This window comes from Variovorax sp. P4_D9 (genome assembly GCF_056401695.1).
The window spans coordinates 1-14,020 of sequence record NZ_JBFUIU010000167.1 but is presented as its reverse complement, the minus strand read 5'-3'; the positions used below and the strand labels follow the sequence as shown (position 1 = coordinate 14,020).

The window sequence follows — 14,020 nt, the reverse complement described above, 5'->3', positions numbered from 1 at the left end:
GGCCTCGAGCTCGGCATGACCTTCGACATGGGCAACTGGCACTGGGTCGGCGAATGCCCGCTGCAGGCCGCCCAGGCGCTGGGCCGCCGGGTGCGCTACGTGCATTGCAAGGGCGCGCAGCGGCTCCCCGCCAAGTGGGTTGCCGTGCCGCTGGCCGACTCCGTGGCGCCCTGGCGCGCCGTGCTGCGCGCGCTGCCGGCCGATGTGCCGCGCGCGATCGAATACCCGCTGGTCGGCGACGACCTGCATACCATCACGCGCGAGCAGATCGCGCTGATCCGGAACCTGTGATGACCAACACTTCCGCATCCGCCTTCGATGTCGCGCTGTTCGGCGAGGCCATGCTCCTGCTGGTGGCCGACCGGCCCGGCCCGATCGAGAACGCGACCGCATTCCACAAACGCACTGCGGGCGCCGAGACCAATGTCGCGATCGGACTCGCGCGCCTCGGCCTCAAGGTCGGCTGGGCCAGCCGGCTCGGCACCGACTCGATGGGGCGCGCGCTGCTGGCCGCCATGCAGGGCGAGGGCATCGACTGCTCGCACGTGATCAGCGACCCGACGCAGCGCACCGGCTTCCAGTTCAAGGGCCGCGTGACCGACGGCAGCGACCCGCCGGTCGAATACCACCGCAAGGGCTCGGCCGCCAGCCACATGAGCCCGGCCGACATCGACGAGGCCTGGCTGCGTTCGGCGCGCCACCTGCATGCCACCGGCGTGTTCGCGGCGATTTCCGACAGCAGCCTGCAGGCAGCGATCAAGTCCATGGAGGTGATGCGCGCGGCCGGCCGCACGATCTCCTTCGACCCCAACCTGCGGCCCACGCTGTGGTCCTCGCCCGAGACCATGCGGCACTGGATCAACGCGCTGGCGGCACGCGCCGACTGGGTGCTGCCCGGCATCGAGGAGGGCCTGTTCCTCACCGGCGATTCGACGCCCGAAGGCGTGGCGCGTTTCTATCGCGGGCTCGGTGCCAAACTGGTGGTCGTGAAGCTCGGCGCCGAGGGTGCCTACTACGACAGCGACGTGGCGGGCACGGGGCGCGTCGAGGGCTTCCCGGTGAAGGAGGTCGTGGACACCGTGGGTGCCGGCGACGGCTTCGCGGCCGGCGTGGTCAGCGCCTTGCTCGAAGGCAAGCCGGTGCCCGATGCGGTGCGCCGCGGTGCCTGGATCGGCGCCCGCGCGGTGCAGGTGCTTGGCGATACCGAGGGCCTGCCCACGCGCGCGCAGCTCGAGGAGGCCGGGCTATGAGCGCCGCTCGGCCCGCAGTGCGCAGCACGGAGGTTTCCTGATGAGCGCCGTCCGCAAGAAGGTGCTGGTGTTTCGCGAGCTGCCCGATGACCAACTCGCCCGGCTGCAGGCGGCGCACGACGTGACGGTCGCCAATCCGCGCCTGCCGGCGCAGCGTGCGGCCTTCGATGCGGCGCTGACCGAGGCCCAGGGCCTGATCGGATCGAGCTACCCGGTCGACGAAGCGCTGCTGGCGCGGGCGCCGAAACTCGAGGTGGTCTCCAGCGTGTCGGTCGGCGTCGACAACTACGCGCTGGCTGCGCTGCATGCGCGCGGCATCGCCTTGTGCCATACGCCCGGCGTGCTCGACGAGACCGTGGCCGACACCGTGTTCGCCCTGCTGATGGCGACCAGCCGGCGGGTGGTCGAGCTCTCGAACCTGGTGCGCGAGGGGCGCTGGACCCGGAACATCGGCGAAGACCTGTTCGGCTTCGACGTCCACGGCAAGACACTCGGCCTGCTGGGCTTCGGCCGCATCGGCCAGGCCATTGCGCGCCGCGCCGCGCTCGGCTTCGGCATGCCGGTGCTCTACCATGCGCGCCGCCCCGTCGATCTCGCCCTGCAGGCGCCCGAACTGCAAGGCCGTGCCGCGCACACGCCGCTGAGCGACCTGCTGGCGCGCGCCGACTTCGTGGTCGCGATGCTCCCGCTGTCGGACAGCACGCGCGGCATGGTCGGTGCCGATTTCTTCGCTGCGATGAAACCGGGCGCCGTCTTCATCAATGGCGGACGCGGCGCCTCGGTGCAGGAGGACGCACTGCTGGCGGCGCTCGACCACGGCACGCTGCGCGCGGCCGGCCTCGATGTGTTCGCGACCGAACCCTTGCCGGCCGATTCCCCGCTGCGCACCCACCCGCGCGTGACCCCGCTGCCGCACATCGGCTCGGCCACCCACGAGACCCGGCATGCCATGGCCGAACTCGCGACCACCAACCTGCTGCGGGCGCTCGCCGGTGAGCGCCCGGCGGCGGTCTTCGACACCGCCTCCGCGTGAACGCCAAGACTCCCGCCCCGCGTCCGGTCCGCGCCACCATCGCCGACGTGGCCAAGGCGGCCGGCGTCTCCAAGGCCACGGTATCGCGCTTCCTGAATCACCGGGAGCGGCTGCTGAGCCCCGACATCGCGTCCCGCGTCGAGGCTGCGGTGGCGCAACTGTCCTACACGCCGAGCCCGATGGCCCAGGCCTTGAGCCATGGCCGCTCGCGCCTGATCGGCCTGATCGTGGCCGACATCACGAACCCTTATTCGGTGGCTGTGCTGCGCGGCGCCGAGAAGGCCTGCCAGGACGCCGGCTACCTGGTGATGCTGTTCAATCTCGGCAACGATATCGACCGCGAGCGCGAGGCCATCAATGCGCTGGCCGGCTACCAGGTCGACGGCTTCATTCTCAACACGCTGGGCCGCGGTGCGGGCCTGGTCGATGCCGATGCGCTGCATGGCAAGCCGGCGGTGCTGGTCGACCGGCGCCACGCGGGCATGCACACCGATTTCGTCTCGCTGGACAACGTGGCTGCGATGCGGGTGGCCTGCGGCCACCTGGTCGAGGGCGGCTACCGTGAATTGCTCTACATCACCGAACCCCAGAAAGGCGTGAGCTCGCGGCGCGAGCGCACCGCCGCATTCGGCGCCTGCATGGCGGCGCACGAGCCGCGCGTCGCCGGCGCGGTGCATGAATCCACGGGCGACGACAGCGAAGGGCTCGATGCCACACTGCGATCGCTGCACAAGCGGGCGAAGCGCGGCAAGCGCGCCGCGGTGCTGTCGGGCAACGCGATCGTGACCTTGCGCGTCGCCGCGGCGATGGCACGGCTGGGCTTACGCTTCGGGGAGGACATCGGCTTCGTCGGCTTCGACGATCCGGATTGGGCGCCGCTGATCGGGCCGGGCCTGAGCGCGATCGCGCAGCCGACCGAGGAGATCGGCCGGGTCGCGGCGACTTGCCTGCTGGAGCGGCTGCGGGGGCTGGAAGGGCCGCCGCGGCAGCTGCTGCTGCCGGGCAAACTGGTGGTGCGGGGGTCGTCGAGCTACGCTTGATGCGTGTGCTTCATCGTCGACCGCCTCGACGAATCTCTCGAGCGAAGAGAAGGGCGAAGTGCCGACGGCGTTCAGCGTGAAGCGAGCCGGGACCTTCGCGGCAAGACACTGCAGCTCATCTGATCACGTCGTCCGCGCGCAGTAGCACTGAAGGTGGGATCGTGATTCCGATGGACTTCGCAATTTGGAGATTGACGACAAATTCGAACTTCGTCGGCTGTTCCATTGGAAGGTCGCCTGGGTGCGTGCCTTGAAGCACTCTCACGACGAACTCTGCGGCCCTGCGATAGATCGCCACGACGTTTGGGCCGTAGGACAGCATGGCCCCGAACTCGCGATAGGGTGCGAGCATCGGCAGCCGCAGCTCGGCGGCAATGGCGAGCCAGTCGTCGCGCAAAGCGACATTGATCGGCGTGGCCCCGATCAGCAATGCATCGGGCCGTCGCCGCCGAAGGGTCGCGGCGACCGCATCGAAATCTTGCTTCGCGTTGACGTCGAGCGGCACCAGCTTCACGCCCAACGATCGTGCGGCTGATTCGTTCGCAGCCTTCAGGGCACTGACTTCGGCCGCGCTCGCACCGGCTGTGAGCATGCAGTCCGGACAGCGTGCAAACCCAATCTCCCCGGCTGCGGGCACGCTCGCCTTGAGCAGTTCGAGACGCTTGGGAACGAGATCGTCAGCCAGGTTCGAGATTCCGGTCACCTGGCCGCCGGGCCGCGCCAGGCTCGCAACGAGGCCGCTGCGGACCGGGTCGGGCACGGCTGTCGTGACGATTGGCATCGTGCGGCTCGCCGCCAGCACCGCCCGCGCCGCGGTCCCGCTGGTGGCGACGACGACGTCCGCATCGAGCTTCACCAGCTCGACAGCGAAATCGACATAGCGTTCGGCCCGGCCCTCGGCAAATCGCTGTTCGATGACCAGGTTTCCGCCTTCGGCAAAGCCGAGCTCGCGCAGCCTCGAAACGAATGCGTTCCATGTGGCATCGTCGCCTGGCTTGGCGTTCGGCTTCCCGCCGTCTAGCCAAGGTAGCCGATCCGATACACGCGCACCGGCGCTTGGGGCCCAGGCAGGAACTGCTGCGACCCATGCCGCGATGTTGCCAATCAACTTGCGTCGGTCCATCATTCGATCGCCCCCAATCGTGATGACCCCGTTTCCAAGGCCATGCAGGGACAGCGGTGTCTCATGCCTTGGCGTCGGTTGTCAGCGCAGTCTACGCTTGCAGGCGGCTGAGAAGCTGCCCAAACGCCGAGCCGAAGCGGTGCCAGTGATGAATCGGCAACTGCCCATGAAGGGCACGACTCCCACTGGCGTCGACTGGCCGAATTGGAGTACCGTGCCGTCCTGGCGACGCATCCCGTCGCTCCGCACCGAACAGGAGGCACACATGATCACGAATTCGCAGTCGGGCACCAACGTGCAGGAAATCGCGGCGGGCATATTCCGCATCAACACACCGGTGCCCCTGCCCGACGGCAACCTGTTCAGCTTCAACCAGTACCTCGTGGTCGACGACGAGCCGCTGTTGTTCCATTCCGGGCCGCGCCGGCTGTTCCCGCTGGTGAGCGATGCCATCGCCAGCGTGATGCCGGTCGAGCGCCTCCGCTACATCGGCCTGTCTCATGTCGAGGCGGACGAGTGTGGCGCGGTGAACCTGTTCCTGGCGGCGGCGCCGCAAGCGGTGCCGCTGTGCGGCAGCATTGCAGCCATGGTCTCGATGACTGACCTGGCGAACCGTCCACCGCGCGCGCTGGCCGATGGCGAGGAGCTCTCGCTCGGCAAGCACACGATGCGCTGGTTCGACACGCCCCATCTTCCGCACGGCTGGGAATGCGGGCTCATGATGGACGCGCACACGCGCACATTCTTCTGCGGCGACCTCCTCACCCAGCCGGGCAACAGCGAGAAGGCGCTCACCGATGCCGACATCCTGGGCCCCAGCGAGGCGTTCCGACACCAGATGGACTACTACGCCCATGCACCGAACACGGCCGCATTGCTGGCCGGGCTTGCGCAGCAGGAACCTCGCACGCTCGCCTGCATGCACGGCAGCGCGTGGCAGGGCGACGGCGCATCACTGCTGCGTCAGCTGTCAGTGGCCTTGTCGGCGCATGAGCGCTGACCCAGGCCTCAGCGCGCCTGCGCACGAGTCAGGAGGTAGTCCTGGCGCACGACATTCTCAGCGTAGTACGAAGTGGCCATGGCATCGAACTCGGCCCGGAGCACCGAGAGCTTCGCTGGATCGTTCGCGAGGCCCTCGACGAGCTTCTGCATGGGACCGACCGAACGCTCCATGAAGAGGCGGTAGTGCTCGAGACTGAGCGCCGAAAAAGCCATGATGCCGCGCTCGAAGAAAGGGGCCTCGAAGGCGTTGCCGAGACGCTCTGCGACCGTCGTCGGATTGCCCCATTGCGGGGGGCGGCGACGCCCCGGGAGGCGGCGGCGGCGAGTTGCGGCCGACGAAGGCGAAGAGGCGACCGATCAGGTGCTCGGGCGGCCAGGTGGCGAATGCCACCCGCCCGCCGGGCTTCAGTACGCGACGCATCTCCGCGATGGTCACTTCGTGCCGAGGCGCAAACATGTGCCCGAACTGGCTCAGCACGACGTCGAAGGAACCGTCGGCATAGGGCAGTTGCTCGGCGTCGCCTTCGGTCCACACGATGTCCTCTCGCCCGGCGATGCGGGCGTTCTCGCGAGCCTGCTCGAGCAGTTCGGGCGTCAGGTCCAAGGCCGTGACCTTGGCGCCGGCCCGCGCGGCCGTGATTGCCACGACGCCGGTCCCGGTGCCGACGTCGAGCACCGTCTCGCCCGAGCCGATCCGCGCGAATTTCACGAGGTGGCCCGCGACGGGGGTGGTGAACATGGCCGTCGGCGCAAAAGACGCCCACATCTCGCGCTGTCGCCTCTTCAACTCTGCAAAGGGATCGGGGCTCATAGGGTTCTCCATGCGGTCGCGTACTTGCGAACGAAGATGCACTCGAGTCGTCGCCCCATCAACTGCAAGCGTTCGCGGGCAGGCGGGGCCGGCCGGGCCGGACGCCGGCGGCGTCGACGCCCGCTAGTCGAGCAGGGGTTCCAGGCCTGGTGCCTGGTCGATCTCGGAGGGCTTGTAGAGCTTGTGCTGCGCAGCGGGACCGATYGGGTCCGTGACCACCGCGAGGCGCCAGGGATCGCCCCGCTTGGCGCACGCGCGCTCCTCACCGGTGAGCTGGAAGCCGGCCAGTCCGGCCGCCGTGCCCTTGACCGCGAGCTTGAGCAAGGTGGCCCCCTTCTTGTCCGAGACCTCGATGTCGTAGCCCAGCTTCTGGCTGCTCACGTTCTCGGTCTTGTATCCATAGCCCGCGAAGTGACGCGTCAGGTAGTCCACGGCGGCCGCCTGCACCTCTTCCCGGGATGCCTGGCCGGAGGGGGCCTCCTCCACCGGCGCCGGCACGCTGCCCCGCGCCCGGGCGGCTTGCATGTCTTCTTCGGTCGGCAGCCAACCGCGCGGGCCGCGAACCAGAACCGCGAACTTCTGATCGGGGTTCCAGACGGCGACGTGCCATTCCTGGTCATCCGGCACGCGCGTCGAAACCTTGGCAGCCTTGTCGGTCTCCAGATCGAGAATGGAGATCCGGTTGGTCTGCAGTACGGCCCGGAGGCCCTGGCCGCCGTCGAACGAGCGCTTGAGCAGGATGAGTCGGTCCTTGGCGCGTTGGATCTGCAGTGCGCTGCGCTCGCCGCCGCCAATCCGGCGTGGGGTATCCAGAGACTCGAGGTAGAACCACCGCCCCCCGGCGCCGATGCTCACGAACTCGGCCCAGATGGTGGCGATGACGTTGTCGCCCGTCGCCAGCCAGGCCTGCTCGGACGCCTTCTCGCGCGCGTCGAATACGCCCATTCTGGAAATGATCTCGACGGGCGTTCGTTTCTCGCCCAGCAGGCGCTTTTCATTGATGACCGCAAGGACCGCGGGGTCGACTTCTTTGTCCATTCGGAGGGAATCAGGCGAGTTGTGACCGCCTCAAGTATGCCGTGAAGCGTGCGGCGCTCTTCAGCCGAATTGCAACTGTTCCCCGGGGCGGCTTTCGCGTGTAAATTACACTGCCGTCCAAGGAGCCAACATGCCCGTTCGCAGACTTTCCACAGCGGCCGCCATCGCCTTCTGCGCCATCGCCGGTGGTTGCGCCAACTACCAGCCGCCGAAGGTGTTCGCGGGCTTCATGTCCCCGCTGGTGTCGCGAACGAGCTGCATCGACTCCGTCGCCCGCGAGTTCAAGATGCCCAAGGAAAGCGTGAAGCCGATGTACGACTCGATGACCATGCAGGAAGGCATCTACGTCGTCACCCTCAGCATCGGCGGCGGACAGCCGGAGATCAACTGCACCGTCAACGAGAACGGAGTCGTCTCCGACGTGATTCGAGCGCGCTGAGCGCCGCCTAGCTTGGCGTGCCGCTCGCATCCCCCTCGACCAGCGCCAGCACCCGCAGCGGGCTCCCCGATCCCTCCCGGATCTTCAACGGCGCCGACACGATGAGGGCCCCCGTGGGCGGCAGCTGGTCGAGATTCTTCAGGCATTGCAACCCGTAGCGATTGGCCCCGTGCATCAGCGTGTGGCACGGATAGGCCAAGGGCCAGCCGTAGGACTGGCCTGCGTCGGTGTTGATCGTCTCCACGCCGAAGCCATGGACGTTGCGCTCGCGGATCAGCCACTCGACCGCCTCCTGCGTCGGTCCCGGCGTGTGGGCACCGTCCTCGCGCATGTTGACGAAGGCCGCCGGGTCGGCGATGCGCTTCGACCAGTCGGTGCGCAGGAGCACCCAGGCGCCTTCGGGAATGCAGCCATGGCGTCCTTCCCAGCGCTGCAGAAAACCCACAGTCAGCAGCCAGTCGGCATCCTCGGCGACCTCGGCGCTGGCATCGACCACCACCGCCGGCGCGATGAAGTTGCCGGCATCGATGGTATCGACCGTGTTGCGTGGGTGGTCCTTGCCGCTGACCCAGTGCGCGGGCGCGTCGAAGTGGGTGCCGGTGTGCTCGCCGCAGCTGAAGTTGTTCCAGTACCAGCCCGGGCCGGCCTCGTCATAGTGCGAGATGCGTTCGATCTTGAAGGCGGCCACCTGGCCGAACTGCGGCGGCAGCTGCAGCGGCGGGAAGTCCTCGCTCAGGGTGTGGGTGAGGTCGATCGTGCGAACCGATCGATGGCGCATGGCGGTGGCCAGTTGGGTCAGGATGTTCATCGTTGCTTCCAGGACGGACGGGAAAAGGAAATGGGACCTCAGGGGCGGCGCCGGGCAGTGACTTCGAGTTCGACCTTGGCACCCTCGACCGCCAGTGCGCTGCACAGCGTGGTGTTGGCCGGGCGATTGCTCCCGAAGCGGCGCTTGAGCACACCGCTGACCGCGATCACATCGCCGCGGTCGGGCACGTAGACGCGCACCCGCACCACGTCGGCGAGGCCGGCGCGCGCCTGCGACAGCGCGCGCTCGATGGTGTCCAGCGCAAGCTCGCACTGCTGCTCCGCAGTGGGCGGAAACTCCCCACTGGCAAAGTCCTGGCCCAGCGTGCCGGAGACGAACACCCAGTCGCCGTCGGCCACGGCGCGCGAGTAGCCGGCCAACTCTTCCCAGCGGGAACCGCTCTGGATGAACTCGCGGGCGGCTGTCATTGGGCCTTGAACCCCGACTCGCGGATCACCTTGCCCCAGCTGCGCGTGGCATCGGCCACCCATTGCGCAACCTCCTTCGACGGCGCCGGCGTGACTTCGTTGCCCATCTTGGCCAGCCGCTCCTGCAACTCGGGTTGGGCCAGGGCCGTCTTCATCGCACTGTCGAAGGCCTCGACGAATTCGACCGGCAGGCCCTTGGGCCCGAAGAAGGCCAGCCACGGGTTCTTGTCGATGCCGCTGAAACCCAGTTCGAGGAAGGTCGGGATCTCGGGCGCGGTCTTGCTGCGTTCCTGGCCCGAACTCGCGAGGATGCGGACCTTGCCGGCGCGGTGGTATTCGATCACTTCGGTCATCGAGGCGATGCCGATCGGAATCTGGCCCGCGAGCAGGTCCTGCACCATCGGTGCGCCGCCCTTGTAGGGCACCGAGTTCATCGGCACGCCGAAGGACTTGCCGATGATGTGGCCGATGAATTGCGGGACGCTGCCGGCCGCCGGGATGCCGTAGTTGGACTCGTTGGGATGGGCCTTGAGCCAGGCGCCGAGCTCGGCCATCGTCTTGACGCCGGTGGCGGCGCTGACCGCGAGCACGTTGTAGTAGGAGGCGACGCCGGCCAGCGGCGTGAAGTCGGCGACCGGGTCGTAGCCGGCGGCGGCGATGGTCAGCGGGATGATCACCTGCGTGTGGTCGATCGACAGCATGATGGTGGAGCCGTCGGCCGGCGCCGCCTTCAGCAACTGCGCGGCGATCTGGCCGCCGGCGCCGGGCTTGTTGTCGACCACGAAGACCTGGCCGTTCATGGCCTTGCCGAGCTTGTCGATCACGGCGCGTGCCACCACGTCGGTGGCGCCACCCGGCGGGAAGCCGACCAGCACGCGGATCGGGCCGCTGTAGGCCTTGGTGCTCGCCTGGGCGCTCCAGGGCGAAGAGAGCGCGGGGGCGAGCAGCGCGGCCGTGAAGGCCTGGCCGAAATGGCGACGGTTCATGATCTCTTCCTTATCGTGGTTTCAAACAACTTGCGAATCGCTGGCTGCGGCGCCTCGTTCCAGGCGGGCCTGGATCAGGAGCACCTCGAGTTCGTGGCAGCGCACCAGGCGAAGCCATCGGGCGTCGTCCATGTCGGCAGTGCGCGAGGCATGCAGGCTGATTCGGCAGCCGTCGGTGTCAGCACCGGCCTCGACCGTCGCGTGGATGCGAGGCTGCAGCGCATCGGGCGCGCCGCCGACGTGGTAGGTCACCGTCATGCGGGCTTCGTCCATGGCGGGCCGGACCCAGCTCGGCGTGTCGTCGAACAGCGAGTGGCCGCGCACCACGCCGCCGCCGACGGCTTCGGTCCGCCAGCAGCCGAGCGCCCACCGGCCGAGCGTCAGGCCGTCGGCCAGAAAAGCCAGGGCGCGAGGCGCAGGCACCCGGCAGGCCACGGTGGCGCAGTGCGAGGGCGAAAGGAGCGGGTTGTCGATCGGCATGGCCATCAGCGCGTGAGGCGCGCCAGTTCGCGCAGCGCGCCGACCACGTCGTCGGCGTTGTTATAGAAGTGCGGAGCGATCCGGATCACGTCGTTGCGCGCCGAAACCACATAGCCCGACTGCAGCATCCGTGCCTCGACCTGTTGCGCGTTGGCGATGCGGATCGCCGTGTTCGCGCCCTTGGCCGACGGCTCCGCGGGGCTCGCGACCTCGAGGTCCAGCCGTGCCGCCTCCTCGATGGCGAGCGCCGACAACTGCTGAAGGTAGGCTTCGATCGCGGGGATTCCGATCTCGTTGAGCAGGGCCATGCTGGCGCGCGCCACGCTGGCGCACATCATCGGCGGGGTGCCGGTATTGAAGCGTGTGGCGCCGTCGGCGAAGTCGAGCCGGGCGGGGTCGAACGCGAACGGGTTCACGCGGCCGAACCAGCCGGTGACCGTGGGCACGAGTTGCCGTGCCAGCTCGGGACGCACATAGAGGAACGCGATGCCCGGGATGCCCAGCAGGTACTTCTGCGCGCCGCTGGCCAGGATGTCGATCTGTTGCGCGCGGACGTCGATCGCGATCGAGCCGGCGGACTGGTAGGCATCGACGAACTGGACCGCGCCGTGGGTGCGCGCAGCGCTGCCGGTGGCGGCGATGTCCACGATCTGGCCGTCGTAGAAGCAGGCTTGCGAGACCGACACCAGCGCCGTGCGCGCATCGATCGCTGCCATCACCCGCCCGGTGGTGTCGGTGCTGCCGGCCTCGGCCTGGACGAAGCGGGTGCTGGCGCCGCGCGGCTGCTGCGCCAGCCAGACGTGGCAGATCGATGGAAAGTCGAGCGTGGTGGTGACGATGTCGGGGCGGCCGGCGTCGAAGCGCAGCGCCGAGGCGATGGCGGACGCCGCATCCGATACGCTGCCAAGCACCGCGACGTCGTCGACGTCGGCGTGGATCATGCGTGCGAACTCGGCGCGGGCGAGGGCGACCTGGTCCATCCAGTAGCCCCAGTCGGCGCCGCGTCGAACCCAGACCTCGAGGTAGTCGTCGATCGCTTGGCGCACCGGCAGGCTCAGCGCGCTCTGCGAGCAGCTGGACAGCTGGACCGCGTTGTCCAGGATAGGAAAGAGCTTTCGGTATGTAGAGAATGGATGATTCATGAACGTGCCCGGTGCATTGACGAGGCTTTGAGGCGATGGACAAGAACAAGGAGACGGCGGCTTCCCCTTCGGCGTGGATCGAGGTGCCGCACTTCCGATGGGACAGCCTGATTGCCGACGGCGCGCCGAGGATGGGCTTCCGCAAGGGGCAGACCCTGTTCTCCCAAGGCGATGCCGTGACCCATGTCCATGTCGTGGAGCAGGGCCGTGTCCGGCTGGTGCTGCTCTCGGAGGCCGGCCACGAGAAGCACATGGCGATCGTCGGGACGCAGGGAATGGTCGGCGAATGCAGTGCCTTCCTCGACGGCCGCCACTCGGTCACGGCGGTGGCTTCGTCGGATGGGGTCACGCGCCAGGTCGAACGCGCGCAGTTGCTGCGCTGCATGGAGCGCGATCCCGGATGCCTGCGCCAGGTGCTCTGGCTGATGAACGTCAAGCTGCGCGTGCTGGCGCACCAGAACCTGCTGCTGAGCCAGGCCACGGCCGCACAGCGGGTGGTTCATCACCTGGTGCAGTTGGCCGGCACCTACGGCGAGGCGCAGCAGGACGGCGTCGCCATCCGGATTTCCTTCACCCACCAGGAGATGGCCAATATCGCCGGACTGAGCCGGGTCATGACCTCCAACGTGTTGATGCAGCTGCAGGAGCAGGGACTGATCGAGATGGTCAAGTCGCATTGCGTGATTCGCGAGATGCAGGCGCTGAGGCAGCGTGCCGTGGGTTTGTGAAAAGAGGGCTGGCAGGGACCGGGCCCCAGTGTAGGAAGGGGTGTCGGCGCCGTATGTCAACGGCTTTACAAGCCGGCGCATTTTTTTATGCCGTTGGCGGCCTTGCGGCCCGGCTTGCCGCTTCGACCGTTCGGCCCGTCGTTTCGTCCGGATGGGGCGCTGTTTCGACGCAATGCCGGGTTCCGCCCGACTGCGCCGACGCCTACAGTTTCTCCTGCCGGATGGCCGGAAGGAGAACCCGATGAGCCTGATCTCGATTCGCAAGGTCCTCGTGCTGGGTGCCGGCAAGGTGGGCGGCACGGTGGCCGACATGCTGGCCGAATACCACCGCGTTCCGGTCACGCTGGCCGACCGCGAGCCCCCGCGGCGCGAGCTCGGCGACCGGCTGGTTCGGCGCATCGTGCTCGATGTCGAGGACGACACGGCGCTGGCGGCTGCGCTGGCCGGGCATGAGCTCATCATCAACGCGTTGCCTTTCCATCTTGCCGCGGGTATTGCGGCGGTGGCGCGAGCGCGCGGCGTGCACTACCTCGACCTGACCGAGGATGTCGCGGCCACCCGCATCATCCGTGACCTGGCCGAAGGCGCTGCGACGGTGCTGATGCCGCAGTGCGGACTCGCGCCCGGCGTGATCGGCATGCTGGGCGCGCACCTCGCCGGCCGCTTCGAGGACCTGCACGACCTGCACCTGCGCGTCGGTGCGCTGTCGCGCCACGCCACCAACGGCCTGCGCTACAACTTCACCTGGAGCATCGACGGCGTCATCAACGAGTACTGCCATCCGTGCGCTGCCATCGTGCAGGGCCAGCCGGTGTCGGTGCCGGCGCTCGAGGGACACGAGACGCTGGTGCTCGGTGGCGAGACCTACGAGGCCTTCAACACTTCGGGCGGCCTCGGCACGCTGTGCGAAACGCTTGCAGGCCGCGTGCGCAACCTCGACTACAAGACCTTGCGCTATCCGGGCCACCGCGATGCCATGGCCCTGCTGCTTCACGACCTGCGGCTGATCGAGCGTCGCGACCTGCTGCGGCAGGTGCTCGAGCACGGCGTGCCGCACAGCAGGGAAGACGTGGTCATCGTGTTCGCCTCAGCAGCCGGCATGCGCGACGGACGCTTCGAGCAGGAGACGCGCATGGCCCGCATCCATGGCGGCCGGCTGCGCGGTGTGGACCGCACGGCGATCGAACTGGCGACCGCGGCCGGCGTCGTCGGGGTTTCCGAATTGCTGCACAGCGGCCGCCTTCCGCCGCGCGGTTTCGTGCGGCCCGAGCGGGTCGCGCTCGAGGACTTCCTTGCCACCCGTGTCGGCAGTTGCTATGCGGCGCTGGGCGAACCGGGTGCCGGTGCGGCATCGGCGAGCCCGCATCGCGGCGTCACCTTTGCTCATACTTGGCCGCCCCAGGCGCGACGCCGTACACGCAAGGAGCCATTGGCATGAACCTGTCGTCGCGGTCGAGCTGCAGGGCGGCCGCATCCTCACGGACGGCGAGCGGGCTCAAGCGGCGAGGCGCACCGGGATCCGGCGCCGGCCGAATCCGCTCTTGAAGGCGCCGAAGCGACCGGCGATCGGCGTGCCGCAATGCGGGCAGGTGCCGCGCTCGTCGAGCCCGCAGTCGAGCACCAGGTACCAATCGCGCCGCACCAGCGCTTCGTGGCATTGCGGGCAGAAGGTGGTGCCGCCGTCGACGTCGTGCACGTTGCCGGTGTAGACG

General features: G+C 68.3%; 15 protein-coding genes and 2 pseudogenes. 8 read left to right on the top strand and 9 right to left on the bottom strand.

The window, feature by feature from the left end; genetic code table 11:
- The 4 genes and pseudogenes from AC1DY5_RS19110 to AC1DY5_RS19095 form a co-directional block, all read left to right on the top strand.
- A pseudogene (locus AC1DY5_RS19110) lies at positions 1-291 on the top strand (glutamine ABC transporter ATP-binding protein); the annotation flags it as partial.
- On the top strand, positions 291-1,250 hold the full coding sequence (locus AC1DY5_RS19105) for a sugar kinase (protein WP_478113820.1): 960 nt from the start codon (positions 291-293) through the stop codon (positions 1,248-1,250). The pseudogene AC1DY5_RS19110 and the gene AC1DY5_RS19105, both read left to right, overlap by 1 nt.
- Positions 1,251-1,290: 40 nt before the next feature.
- Positions 1,291-2,283 (top strand): 2-hydroxyacid dehydrogenase, encoded by a 993-nt coding sequence (locus tag AC1DY5_RS19100; RefSeq protein WP_478113819.1) that lies wholly within the window; start codon positions 1,291-1,293, stop codon positions 2,281-2,283.
- Positions 2,280-3,323: a LacI family DNA-binding transcriptional regulator gene (locus AC1DY5_RS19095; RefSeq protein ID WP_478113817.1), complete on the top strand. Its 1,044-nt coding sequence runs from the start codon at positions 2,280-2,282 to the stop codon at positions 3,321-3,323. Before AC1DY5_RS19100 ends, AC1DY5_RS19095 begins: the two co-directional genes overlap by 4 nt.
- A 115-nt stretch (positions 3,324-3,438) precedes the next feature.
- On the opposite strand, the gene AC1DY5_RS19090 is transcribed toward AC1DY5_RS19095, so the two are convergent.
- Positions 3,439-4,431, bottom strand: coding sequence for an ABC transporter substrate-binding protein (locus tag AC1DY5_RS19090; protein ID WP_478113816.1), 993 nt, complete (start codon positions 4,429-4,431; stop codon positions 3,439-3,441).
- 280 nt (positions 4,432-4,711) lie between these two features.
- On the opposite strand from AC1DY5_RS19090, the gene AC1DY5_RS19085 reads away from it, so the two are divergent.
- Positions 4,712-5,446 (top strand): oxygen-binding di-iron domain-containing protein, encoded by a 735-nt coding sequence (locus tag AC1DY5_RS19085; RefSeq protein WP_478113814.1) that lies wholly within the window; start codon positions 4,712-4,714, stop codon positions 5,444-5,446.
- A gap of 57 nt (positions 5,447-5,503) precedes the next feature.
- On the opposite strand, the gene AC1DY5_RS19080 is transcribed toward AC1DY5_RS19085, so the two are convergent.
- Together AC1DY5_RS19080 and AC1DY5_RS19075 are read right to left on the bottom strand one after the other, a co-directional pair.
- Entirely contained in the window at positions 5,504-6,259 is a 756-nt protein-coding gene (locus AC1DY5_RS19080) for a class I SAM-dependent methyltransferase (protein WP_478113812.1), read from the bottom strand.
- Between the two features lie 123 nt (positions 6,260-6,382).
- Positions 6,383-7,297, bottom strand: a complete 915-nt coding sequence (locus tag AC1DY5_RS19075; protein WP_478113810.1) for a protein NO VEIN domain-containing protein — start codon at positions 7,295-7,297, stop codon at positions 6,383-6,385.
- 130 nt (positions 7,298-7,427) lie between these two features.
- Between AC1DY5_RS19075 and AC1DY5_RS19070 the strand changes: the two genes are divergently transcribed.
- The gene (locus tag AC1DY5_RS19070; RefSeq protein ID WP_478113808.1) at positions 7,428-7,736 is read left to right on the top strand and encodes a hypothetical protein; all 309 of its coding nucleotides are present in this window, start codon (positions 7,428-7,430) and stop codon (positions 7,734-7,736) included.
- A 7-nt stretch (positions 7,737-7,743) separates the two neighbouring features.
- Here AC1DY5_RS19070 and AC1DY5_RS19065 read toward each other — a convergent pair whose 3' ends face one another.
- The 5 genes from AC1DY5_RS19065 to AC1DY5_RS19045 are packed head-to-tail and all read right to left on the bottom strand — an operon-like array spanning position 7,744 to position 11,580.
- A complete protein-coding gene (locus AC1DY5_RS19065) occupies positions 7,744-8,544 on the bottom strand; it encodes a cyclase family protein (RefSeq protein ID WP_478113807.1) in 801 nt (266 codons plus the stop codon).
- Between the two features lie 38 nt (positions 8,545-8,582).
- Positions 8,583-8,972, bottom strand: a complete 390-nt coding sequence (locus tag AC1DY5_RS19060; RefSeq protein ID WP_478113806.1) for a RidA family protein — start codon at positions 8,970-8,972, stop codon at positions 8,583-8,585.
- A complete protein-coding gene (locus AC1DY5_RS19055) occupies positions 8,969-9,958 on the bottom strand; it encodes a Bug family tripartite tricarboxylate transporter substrate binding protein (RefSeq protein WP_478113805.1) in 990 nt (329 codons plus the stop codon). The genes AC1DY5_RS19060 and AC1DY5_RS19055 overlap by 4 nt, the downstream gene beginning before the upstream one ends.
- A 21-nt stretch (positions 9,959-9,979) precedes the next feature.
- Complete coding sequence (locus AC1DY5_RS19050; RefSeq protein WP_478113803.1) at positions 9,980-10,438, bottom strand: hypothetical protein; 459 nt, start codon at positions 10,436-10,438, stop codon at positions 9,980-9,982.
- 5 nt (positions 10,439-10,443) lie between these two features.
- Positions 10,444-11,580, bottom strand: coding sequence for an aminotransferase class V-fold PLP-dependent enzyme (locus tag AC1DY5_RS19045; protein WP_478113801.1), 1,137 nt, complete (start codon positions 11,578-11,580; stop codon positions 10,444-10,446).
- A gap of 35 nt (positions 11,581-11,615) precedes the next feature.
- Between AC1DY5_RS19045 and AC1DY5_RS19040 the strand changes: the two genes are divergently transcribed.
- Entirely contained in the window at positions 11,616-12,308 is a 693-nt protein-coding gene (locus tag AC1DY5_RS19040; RefSeq protein WP_478113799.1) for a Crp/Fnr family transcriptional regulator, read from the top strand.
- 241 nt (positions 12,309-12,549) lie between these two features.
- Positions 12,550-13,746, top strand: a complete 1,197-nt coding sequence (locus AC1DY5_RS19035) for a saccharopine dehydrogenase family protein (protein ID WP_478113797.1) — start codon at positions 12,550-12,552, stop codon at positions 13,744-13,746.
- A gap of 57 nt (positions 13,747-13,803) precedes the next feature.
- On the opposite strand, the pseudogene AC1DY5_RS19030 reads toward AC1DY5_RS19035, so the two are convergent.
- Positions 13,804-14,020, bottom strand: a pseudogene (locus AC1DY5_RS19030) (AmmeMemoRadiSam system radical SAM enzyme); the annotation flags it as partial.

What these genes read in the sequence shown, in the direction of transcription:
- AC1DY5_RS19105 (WP_478113820.1), top strand. Translation starts at nt 291, where the DNA reads ATGACCAACACTTCCGCATCCGCCTTCGATGTCGCGCTGTTCGGCGAG.
- AC1DY5_RS19100 (WP_478113819.1), top strand. Translation starts at nt 1,291, where the DNA reads ATGAGCGCCGTCCGCAAGAAGGTGCTGGTGTTTCGCGAGCTGCCCGAT.
- AC1DY5_RS19085 (WP_478113814.1), top strand. Translation starts at nt 4,712, where the DNA reads ATGATCACGAATTCGCAGTCGGGCACCAACGTGCAGGAAATCGCGGCG.
- AC1DY5_RS19080 (WP_478113812.1), bottom strand. Translation starts at nt 6,259, where the DNA reads ATGAGCCCCGATCCCTTTGCAGAGTTGAAGAGGCGACAGCGCGAGATG.
- AC1DY5_RS19070 (WP_478113808.1), top strand. Translation starts at nt 7,428, where the DNA reads ATGCCCGTTCGCAGACTTTCCACAGCGGCCGCCATCGCCTTCTGCGCC.
- AC1DY5_RS19065 (WP_478113807.1), bottom strand. Translation starts at nt 8,544, where the DNA reads ATGAACATCCTGACCCAACTGGCCACCGCCATGCGCCATCGATCGGTT.
- AC1DY5_RS19060 (WP_478113806.1), bottom strand. Translation starts at nt 8,972, where the DNA reads ATGACAGCCGCCCGCGAGTTCATCCAGAGCGGTTCCCGCTGGGAAGAG.
- AC1DY5_RS19055 (WP_478113805.1), bottom strand. Translation starts at nt 9,958, where the DNA reads ATGAACCGTCGCCATTTCGGCCAGGCCTTCACGGCCGCGCTGCTCGCC.
- AC1DY5_RS19050 (WP_478113803.1), bottom strand. Translation starts at nt 10,438, where the DNA reads ATGCCGATCGACAACCCGCTCCTTTCGCCCTCGCACTGCGCCACCGTG.
- AC1DY5_RS19045 (WP_478113801.1), bottom strand. Translation starts at nt 11,580, where the DNA reads ATGAATCATCCATTCTCTACATACCGAAAGCTCTTTCCTATCCTGGAC.
- AC1DY5_RS19040 (WP_478113799.1), top strand. Translation starts at nt 11,616, where the DNA reads ATGGACAAGAACAAGGAGACGGCGGCTTCCCCTTCGGCGTGGATCGAG.
- AC1DY5_RS19035 (WP_478113797.1), top strand. Translation starts at nt 12,550, where the DNA reads ATGAGCCTGATCTCGATTCGCAAGGTCCTCGTGCTGGGTGCCGGCAAG.